We start from the raw sequence: 8,699 nt of genomic DNA, 5'->3' as shown, positions 1-8,699 counted from the left end.
TCCTTGACCAGCGACAGTCCCGCGCGCACAGGCGTGGCGCCGCCAGCGGAGACGTAGGTCGCCGCGGTCACGGCGAGGCCCGCGGCGGCGAGCCCGAGCACCAGACGGTCGGTGTCCTCGCCCATCGCCAGATGCTTGCCCTCGCGAATCGCATCGCGGATATCGCCGAACACAAAGAGGTCGCCCGCAACCGTGCCGGTGAGGCTCGCGACATCATCTGCCGTGCCGGTGACAAGCCCGGTGGCGAAGCGCTTGGCGACGTGGGTTGCGGAACTTTCCTCAGCGACGGCGTCGCTCACCCGCTGCGTTAGCTCATCGCTCAGAGTGAGGTGCTTGTCCTGCGCGAGCATGACGAAACTGTTGGCCAAGTCGGCATCTCCGACCGCCAGCGCCGCGTCGATATTTCCTGCGATAGCGGCTCGGTCCTGTTGCAAGGCTGTATCGAGCTGCAGGTCGGCGAGTTGCGCCGGGTCATCCTGCGCAGCGAGCACCGAACCGGCATGACGGACATGCGGCCACATCGCAGCACCAACGGCGATGCTGATGGCCAACCCGGCCAGACCCGTGCTGATTCGTGCTCGCATCACGTGGAAATCCGCTCTCTTTTCCGTGACAGAAGATAATGTGCCGATAGCAAGACACAACGGCCCCGACGAAAGGAGGGCTTCTCGGCAGAACCGGGATTGTGTCGAATCTCGACTGCGAAAATAACGGCATGAGCCACACAGGACTCATGGTTCCCGCCACTAGGAAACGGCACCATCCGACAGTATGGTCGCGCCGTTTCATGGCGCCCGTATCAGATCAAGAGCGCTGTGTCGATTGTGTTCGCTCTCATTGCCACTCAAGGTGAATTCGATGGCCGATAGCATCGTCCCGCACTTCCACAATGATGCCGGAGTTCCCGTCATCGAGATCGGCTCGCATGAATTCATGTGCGTGGGTGCCAATCCGCCGTTCGACCATCCGCATGTCTTCCTTGATCTCGGCAACGACAAGGAAATCATCTGCCCGTACTGCTCGACGCTGTACCGTTTCGCGTCCGACCTGGCCGCCGGCGAAGCCCGGCCACCGGAATGCGTACTGAAGGACGTCGCCTGATCAGGCAGTGGTGGCGTCTCGTACCATTTTCGTCGCGGGCGCGGGCATCGGAGGACTGACGGCGGCACTCGCGCTGGCGACCAAGGGCTTTCGAGTCGTGGTGCTGGAGAAGGCGGAGCGGCTCGAGGAAATCGGCGCCGGCCTGCAGCTGTCGCCCAATGCCAGCCGAATCCTGATCGATCTCGGCCTGAAGCCGCGCCTAGCTGCGCGCGCTGTGATTCCAGAGGCCGTCAGCATCATGAGCGCGCGGGCCGGCGGCGAGATCGCCCGCTTGCCGCTCGGCGAGGCCGCCAGCCAGAGCGCCGGCGCTCCCTATTGGGTGATCCATCGCGCCGATCTCCAGGCCGGCCTGCTCGCCGAGGTCGAGGCCCATCCCGACATCGAGCTGCGCCTCGGCTGCCAGTTCGAGGAGGCCACCGCCCACGCCAAGGGCCTGACCGTGGTCCAGCGCAAGGGGCATGACCGCCAACAGGATCTCGCTTTGGCCCTGATCGGTGCCGATGGGGTGTGGTCGACGGTGCGCCACCAGATGTTTTCGCGCGCGGGTGCGCAGTTCTCAGGCCTGATCGCCTGGCGCGGCACGCTCGAGGCGCGGCAGTTGCCGCGCGAGCTCACCGCCGCCCGCGTCCAGCTCTGGATGGGTCCCGACGCGCATCTGGTCGCCTACCCGATCTCGGGCGGCCGTCAGATCAACGTGGTCGCCGTCGTGCCCGGGACCTGGAATCGGCCGGGCTGGAGCGCTGACGGCGACGCCGCCGAGCTCAAGAATGCCTTTGCGGCGGCGCATTGGCAGGGGTCGGCCCGAATGATGCTCAATGCGGTGGATGGCTGGCGCAAATGGGCGCTGTTCGGCGTGCCTGATGGCGCCTGGGCCAGCGGCGCGGTCGCGCTGCTCGGGGACGCGGCGCACGCCATGCTGCCATTCGCCGCCCAGGGCGCCGGCATGGCCATCGAGGATGCCGCGGTGTTGGCGAAGACGTTGAGCGAGAGCCGGCTCGACGGCACGGCCGGTGTCGCTGCGGCCCTGAAGGACTATGCAGCGCGACGTCGTCCCCGGGTCGGCAAGGTCCAGCGCGCGGCGCGATTTCAGGGGCAAATCTACCATCTCGGCGGGCCGATGGCGCTGGCGCGCGATCTCGCCATTCAGGCGCTCGGCCCGCGCCGGATGCTGGCGCGGCAAAGCTGGATCTACGACTGGCGGCTCTGACTTTGCAGTCCGGTCAGTAGGTCGAGCCATCCTTCGGCAAAGTCGATACGGGCGCGGCCGGCCGGGCCGGCCTGGCGGCGCGTGCGGGCTTCGACGCCGACTTGCCCGGCTTTGCTGCCGCAGGTTTGGCTGGCGGTGGCGGCGTCTCCACGCATTTGTTCTTGCGCCACGCCTCCTCGGCGAACTGCGACTGGCCCCTGATCGCGATGTAGTCGTTGCGATAGGCGAGTTCGGAGATCACCGCCCCGCCGGTGGCGGTGTCCGCCTTGGCCATCAGCCCCTGCAGCTCGGCCGACCGGCCAGCCAGCATTTTGCGCTCGGTCTCCAACTGCTTGCAGTCATAGAGGTCGTATTTGGCCGGGTCGGCAAAGGCCGTCGATACGGTGTCGCTCATGCCGGCGCAACCGGCGAGCGCTGAGGACAGCGCCAGCAGCGCAGCGAAATTGGCACCGCGGATGGCCCGCGCGCGTCGGCAGTCAGAGACGATCATCTGGCCTCGATATTCCATCCACCTTAAAACATCGTCGCCGGTCCGCCCCGCGGGCGACGCCGATTCGAAAAGCGCGCGAACGACAACGATATAGCGCCAAATCGCGACATCATGTTGGAAGCGCGCGGCATCCCGGCAGCGCATCTGCTAATGTCGGGATTGAGGCTTTACCGGGGCAGCCTGGCTGGCTTAAGCATGGGATGAGCCGAGAAGCGATTGATCGCCTCATTCCCTTTCCGCGAATGGCGCGCTAAGTCTCTGATCTCAAATGCGGACGTGGCGGAATCGGTAGACGCAAGGGACTTAAAATCCCTCGATGGCAACGTCGTGTGGGTTCGAGTCCCACCGTCCGCACCATCTCGGCGGCACGCGCAACGGCCGGAAAGCGCGTCGGCCCAACGGCTCGCCAAAGGACGTTCACTTATCAAACAGCGCGAAAACATAGCGAAACCTTCTCGACGACGCGGCCTGCGTCCGAGCTTGGCGATCGATTGCCCTCCGGTATCGCAGAGGGCGCAGGGAAGACCGGGTGCTTGGCCACCACCCATGGCCCCCGTGCGAACAAAATGCACGGGGCAGGAACCACAGGCATGGCCGATGCATCCCGGCCTTCCCTGCGCGGCTGGTTTTAACGGCTGCTTCGTGATCTCCCCGGGGAACGGCTTTTTTGCCCCCGTGTGCAGTGGCGCATAACCGCACCACCACATTGCGCCAGCACCGCGGCGCCAGAACCACACGACTTCGCCGTCCGCGCCGCCACGCTCGTCTCACATGGCAGCCACGTCCACCGCATCTCACCGCAACGTCGTGACGATCGCGAGCCGCCCCTCATTCGGGTGAGACGGGTGGCATTATTCCGGTGATTTGCCCGACGACTCAAGCGCCGACTGGTGCGGCATGTTGGCACGACGGGCAATTTGCGCAGGGCGGATATGCGGGCGTAGACGGCGTGAGAGGCTAATGGAGACGCAGCAGCTCCCTCCGAGGGACCGCGAGATTTTAAGATGGCCAGTCGAACATCTGAGGATACGAACGCTTTGAAATAGTTAAGTGCACTCCAGCACTGTCACCATAATTCCAGGCTTCCGGCACGAACGGGCCGGCGGAAGGTGTAGAGACTAGACGCGCAGCATCTAAAGGCGCGAACGCGCCCATAGTGAAGGCATAGTCCAGACCACAAACTCAGCCCGAGCGCGAACGCGCGATGGCTTTGGCGACGAAAGCTGTAGCTGGCGAGAAAATCCCTCAGGAGCAATCTCGTGCCGGTTCAAGTCCGGCTGCCCGCGCCATTTCAAAGTAATGTTCTGACTTTTCTGCAACCGCGACGATCGGGCGCGCTAGTTTCTATTGCCGCTCCGAATATCGATTGGATTCCCATGTCAAACGCGCTGACCGTGCCCGCCTCCTTGGAAGAAATCCTCTAGCGCTTCGACGCGCGGGCTGCTTGCCTATGGGCGTCCGAAGCGGCGGCACCGATCAGGCGGAAACAGGCGAAAAAGTATCGCGTCATCAGCTGACCCGGGGCGAGATCGGCGAGTACCTGAGTTATGGATTTTTCGGCGCGCTCGCCGTGGCGACCAGCGGCGCCGGCACGCCGAGGCAGGTCTGCGGCAGCCGGTCGAAGGCGCGCAGGAATTCGGCGGAGAACCGTTTCGCACTCCAATACGACAGGTGCATCTCGTCGACGAAGGCGAGGTCGTCGCCGGTATCGGCATCGATATACATCGCGCCGACTGCGTCCGCGACACGCTTGATCGGGTCGGGCTTCGGCCAGATCCGGGTCGTCGGCATCGGCACCATCACCACGCAGGCCGCCGGCATGTCGATCCGCGCCAGGAAAGCCTTGGCCGCCTGGGCGGCAAACGGGATATTGACCTGGAAATCCCGCAAGCGCGTGTCGTGCGGCCGGGGATGCTCGCGATCCTTCAGCAGCACGTCGCGCCAGGTGAAATAACCGTCAGTCGACGACCGGAATGCGGTGATCGCTTGCGCGCGACAATTCAGGATGTGCCACCGGCAGAGGGGCACCTGAAGCCTGATCTCCGTTCGCTTGACCCACGCGCGGACGAATTCCCAACGGGAGCTCATCGCCGCTGCGGCCGGCGGGCTCAGGCGTTCGGTAAAATAAGGGTCGATGCCGATCACCAGCACCCGAGGGTGCAAGTGGTGCTTCAGCGCCAGCGCGCCGAAGAAGGGGCCCCGTCCTCACCGCTGAACCCGAGGTTGAACTGGTGCAGCCCGCGCGCCGCAAAATACGACCTCACTTCAGTGGTGCTGAACCCGAACATCGTGCGGCTTGAGCCGGTGAAGATCACATCGGCCGCCTTCATGTTTGCCACCGCGGCGGGCTCGAGGCCGAACCAGAAAGCATCGTGCTCGTAGTCGCCGAAGGTCGGGCTGCCGCAGGCGCTGATGAACTGGTCGGGGTCGGGCGCGGGCCGACATCCGGCGATGGAGATGCCTTTTGCGCTATAGGTGAAGGCTGCCGTCAGAGACCCCACCAAGATCAAAACAACGGCATAGATCAGCAGCCCGGCCCTGCGCCCCATCGTCAACTCGCCCCACAAACCAAGCGAGACATCACCCTATCTGGTCGGGATTGGCAAGGAACAGAAACGGCCCGAAACGAGCCTTAACAAGGTTATGGAACATTCTGCGCCGCGCGCGGTCCTTGTGCTGCGTACCGCGTCGCCAGGGTTGCCATGCCAGTCGCCGCCAGAAAGCCGAAGCAGGTCAAGGCCCCCCGCGCCAAGCGCTCTGCCGCGGCCTGCTCGACCTCCGCGCCGAACATGCGCAGATTTTCCGGAATTGCGATGAGTGCACAAAATTATCGCAACGCTGCCCGTACGGTTATTTGGTCACTGTCAAAATATTTTCAGCAAAGGCTTGTCCGGACGCCGTCGTTTCACAGTCCCTGCTACGGCTTCCACGACACCCGCATCGCGCTGACGGGGCGGACGCCGAAATGGCCTGATATGGTCGGCGGCACGTCGAGCTGCAGCTGCGGGATGCGTGCGGCGAGCGCCGCTAGCACCTCCTCCAGCTCGGCGCGCGCCAGTGCCTCGCCGATGCAGCGGTGCACGCCATAGCCGAACACGGCGTGCATGCGCATCTGATCCGTGCGGCCGATATCGAACGCATCCGGATTGGTGAACGCCCGCTCGTCGCGCATCGCCGACATCGTGGAGAGCGTGATGAGGCTGCCGGCCGGAACCAGCGTGCCGTCGATATCGATCGGCTCGGCCGCGATCCTGGCGACGGCCGCGGCACTGGGCTCGAGCCGCAGCGATTCCGCGACCGCCGCGGGCACGAGCGCCGGATCGCGGCACACCGCCTCCCACTGCGCACGATGCTGCAGCAGCAGCGCGTCCTGCATCACCGTCGAGATCCGTGTCGTATCGGTGGCCGCAGCGATCAGCAGGAAGATCTGAAACAGGATCTCCTCGAGATTCATTTCCCCGCCCTCCTCGGGCGGACAGGAAATCCGCGCGCGGACTGCGACGGCGCTCGTCCAGCGTTCGCCCGATGTAGTCGCGCAGGCGCTCGCCGGCCTGCTCGATTGCGGCAAGCTGCTCCGGAGTCATCCCGAAGTTGAAAACTTTGGTCACCTCATAGGCGTCGCGGGTGAAGGTGGAGATATCCGCCGCTGGCAACCCGAACAGGTCGGCAATGATGCGGGCGGGAACGGGTCCCGAGAAGGCCTCCACGAAATCGATCTCGCCTTCGCCGTACCAGCCATCGATGACGTCCTCGATCGTGCGCCGGATGCGCGGGCGCATCTCGGCGATCGCGCGCGCCGCGAACAGGCGCGAGAACGGCGCACGGCGCCGCCGATGCACCTCGCCATCGGCGGTCAGCATGCTGTAGCGAAACACGTCGAACATCGCGCCATGATCGAAGCCGGTCATCTCGGGGATGGCTGTCCCGCTGCCGACGAGCCTCCCGTCCTTGCTGAGCCGCTCGATGTCGGACAGGCGCAGCACGAATTAGCTGCCGCTCTCATGCAGGACGATCGGATGATGCCTGCGATAGCGACGAAACGTGCCGTGGGAATCCGCGTTGAGCTCCTGCAGCGTCATCATCGGGATCGCCGGTCCGGTGCCGTCCGCGCGCAACTCCCTGGTGCCAATATCCGCACTCATCGCACAGTCTCCTTGTCGCAGCCGAGCCCCGGCACATGCGTCCAGGCAGGAGCCTGTCGGGATCAGATTTCATTGCTGTTTCACAAGGCCGCCGCTGCGTTACGCGCGTCATGCGCGAAACCGATCACAGTGCATCCGGCGTTGCGCCGAATGCCACGCCACATCAGCAGGGCAACGACTGCCCTTTGCCTGTCGATGCTGCTCGCTGCGAACGGCGCGATGCCGGCTTTTGCCGCCTCGCCGCAGGACGCGCTCGTCACCGCGACCCCGATCAAGCACCTCGTGGTCATCTTCGGCGAGAACGAATCCTTCGATCGTTATTTTGGCACTTATCCGAGCGCGACCAATCCGCCGGGCGAGCCGGCCTTCACCGCGCTGCCGAACACGCCGGCTATCAATGGCCTGACGCCGGACCTCTTGAACAACAACCCGAACCTGAATTCCGCCAACGGTGCCGGCGCAACCAACCCGTTCCGCCTCGACCGCTCGCAGGCGCACACCTCGAGCCAGAATCACGCCTATGGTCCCCGAGCAGGTGGCGTTCGACGCCGGCCGCATGGACCTGTTCCCGAAGAACACCGGCGCGGCCGGCGGAAGAGCCGAGCTTCCATCCCTATGACAGAAAATATGACTTCTATCTCGCCGGCAAGGCCGAGCTCAGCACAGCCGAGCAGCGCGGGTTGAAGCTGTTCGATGATCCGGCGAAGGGCAATTGCGCGTCCTGCCACATCGACCGAACCTCGCGTGACGGCCTGTTCAAGCCCGCGTTCACCGACTATCAGTTCGAAGCGCTCGGCGCGCCGCGCAACCGCGAGCTTGCGGCGAACAACGATGCCGATCTCCACGATCTCGGCCTGTGCGGCCCGATGCGCAAGGACTATCAGAGCGCGCCAAACTATTTGCGGCCTGTTCAAGACGCCGACCTTGCGCAACGTCGCCACGCGAAAAGCGTTCTTCCACAATGGTGTATTCCGCTCGCTCGAGCAGGTGCTGCACTTCTATGTCGAGCGCGAAACCGATCCGTCCAGACGGTATGCCAAATTGCCTGATGGCGAGACCGAGCGTTACGACGATCTGCCCGTGCAATATCGCGGCAATGTCGACGTCGTCGACGCGCCCTACGACCGCAAGATCGGCGAGAAGCCGGCGTTCGACGATGCCGAGATCGCCGACATCATCGCTTTCCTCGGCACGCTGACCGACGGCTACCAGCCGGCTCCAGCGACACCATAATCTGCACGGCCACTCCAGTGCGGCCGCCGATAAGCGATCGCGACCCGCCGCATGTCTCGGCACATCAGGTCGAGCGGTCTTGTCAGGCCGCTTTGGGACGCTCGGCAACCCGCTGCTTGGTCGTCGCGTGGAAGCTCGCCCGCGCCTCCAGCCGCGCGATCCGGGCTGCGAGACTGGAGTGCGGCGCGGTCAACTCCGCCCATTCAGCCGCCGGATGAGGCTGTGATCGAGGCGGCGATGCCGCGCGCCCATACCGTGTTCGCGGATGCCGCAGCCGGCGCCGACGTGATGCGTAGTTAGAATTAGTCCAACTCCAAAATCGCAAGCATGAATGGCATTGCGGCAATGCTCGCTCGCCGCAATTGATCCGTCCATATCTTCTAAGTACCTGCTGATGTGTCGGAGCCGAAATCTGAGCTAATCACGTCTCCAGTGATTTCGGATTGGCCGAGGCGTGTGAGGACATTTCAAAGTGCTTCTGACTATGAACAAGAGGACGCTCGGTCTGCTCTGCGCATCGAGCTCT

9 protein-coding genes, 1 tRNA gene and 2 pseudogenes are annotated in these 8,699 nt (G+C 64.2%); 6 read left to right on the top strand and 6 right to left on the bottom strand.

Going from position 1 to position 8,699, the window contains the following annotated elements; translation table 11 throughout:
• Positions 1 to 584 (bottom strand): annotated as a pseudogene (locus tag WA702_RS28575) (hypothetical protein); the annotation flags it as partial.
• Between the two features lie 274 nt (positions 585 to 858).
• Between WA702_RS28575 and WA702_RS28570 the strand changes: the two are divergent.
• Both WA702_RS28570 and WA702_RS28565 read left to right on the top strand, forming a co-directional pair.
• Entirely contained in the window at positions 859 to 1,101 is a 243-nt protein-coding gene (locus tag WA702_RS28570) for a zinc-finger domain-containing protein (RefSeq protein WP_407155279.1), read from the top strand.
• A 7-nt stretch (positions 1,102 to 1,108) separates the two neighbouring features.
• Positions 1,109 to 2,308 carry an FAD-dependent monooxygenase gene (locus tag WA702_RS28565; RefSeq protein ID WP_425113891.1) on the top strand — a complete coding sequence of 400 codons (1,200 nt, stop codon included), beginning with the start codon at positions 1,109 to 1,111 and terminating at the stop codon, positions 2,306 to 2,308.
• Positions 2,309 to 2,321: 13 nt separating this feature from the next.
• On the opposite strand, the gene WA702_RS28560 is transcribed toward WA702_RS28565, so the two are convergent.
• A complete protein-coding gene (locus WA702_RS28560) occupies positions 2,322 to 2,798 on the bottom strand; it encodes a hypothetical protein (RefSeq protein ID WP_425113890.1) in 477 nt (158 codons plus the stop codon).
• A 270-nt stretch (positions 2,799 to 3,068) separates the two neighbouring features.
• On the opposite strand from WA702_RS28560, the gene WA702_RS28555 reads away from it, so the two are divergent.
• Positions 3,069 to 3,155: transfer RNA gene (locus WA702_RS28555), tRNA-Leu, on the top strand.
• Between the two features lie 1,188 nt (positions 3,156 to 4,343).
• Here the strand turns inward: WA702_RS28555 and WA702_RS28550 are convergent.
• The 4 genes from WA702_RS28550 to WA702_RS28535 all read right to left on the bottom strand — a co-directional run bounded on the left by WA702_RS28550 (position 4,344) and on the right by WA702_RS28535 (position 6,940).
• The gene (locus tag WA702_RS28550; RefSeq protein ID WP_425113889.1) at positions 4,344 to 4,961 is read right to left on the bottom strand and encodes a hypothetical protein; all 618 of its coding nucleotides are present in this window, start codon (positions 4,959 to 4,961) and stop codon (positions 4,344 to 4,346) included.
• 8 nt (positions 4,962 to 4,969) lie between these two features.
• Complete coding sequence (locus WA702_RS28545; protein ID WP_425113888.1) at positions 4,970 to 5,347, bottom strand: hypothetical protein; 378 nt, start codon at positions 5,345 to 5,347, stop codon at positions 4,970 to 4,972.
• 368 nt (positions 5,348 to 5,715) lie between these two features.
• A complete protein-coding gene (locus WA702_RS28540) occupies positions 5,716 to 6,252 on the bottom strand; it encodes a cytochrome P450 (RefSeq protein WP_425113887.1) in 537 nt (178 codons plus the stop codon).
• A gap of 532 nt (positions 6,253 to 6,784) precedes the next feature.
• Positions 6,785 to 6,940, bottom strand: coding sequence for a hypothetical protein (locus WA702_RS28535; protein ID WP_425113886.1), 156 nt, complete (start codon positions 6,938 to 6,940; stop codon positions 6,785 to 6,787).
• A 150-nt stretch (positions 6,941 to 7,090) separates the two neighbouring features.
• Between WA702_RS28535 and WA702_RS28530 the strand changes: the two are divergent.
• From WA702_RS28530 to WA702_RS28520, 3 genes and pseudogenes are all read left to right on the top strand, one after another.
• Positions 7,091 to 7,532, top strand: a pseudogene (locus tag WA702_RS28530) (alkaline phosphatase family protein); the annotation flags it as partial.
• An 88-nt stretch (positions 7,533 to 7,620) separates the two neighbouring features.
• Positions 7,621 to 7,989 (top strand): hypothetical protein, encoded by a 369-nt coding sequence (locus tag WA702_RS28525; protein WP_425113885.1) that lies wholly within the window; start codon positions 7,621 to 7,623, stop codon positions 7,987 to 7,989.
• Positions 7,982 to 8,173 (top strand): hypothetical protein, encoded by a 192-nt coding sequence (locus WA702_RS28520; RefSeq protein ID WP_425113884.1) that lies wholly within the window; start codon positions 7,982 to 7,984, stop codon positions 8,171 to 8,173. Before WA702_RS28525 ends, WA702_RS28520 begins: the two co-directional genes overlap by 8 nt.
• Positions 8,174 to 8,699 lie beyond the last annotated feature (526 nt).

The sequence above is a fragment of the Bradyrhizobium sp. genome (genome assembly GCF_049798375.1).
GTDB lineage: Bacteria > Pseudomonadota > Alphaproteobacteria > Rhizobiales > Xanthobacteraceae > Bradyrhizobium.
Note: the sequence above shows the minus strand (reverse complement) of the source record. Positions and strands in the feature narration are given on the sequence as shown.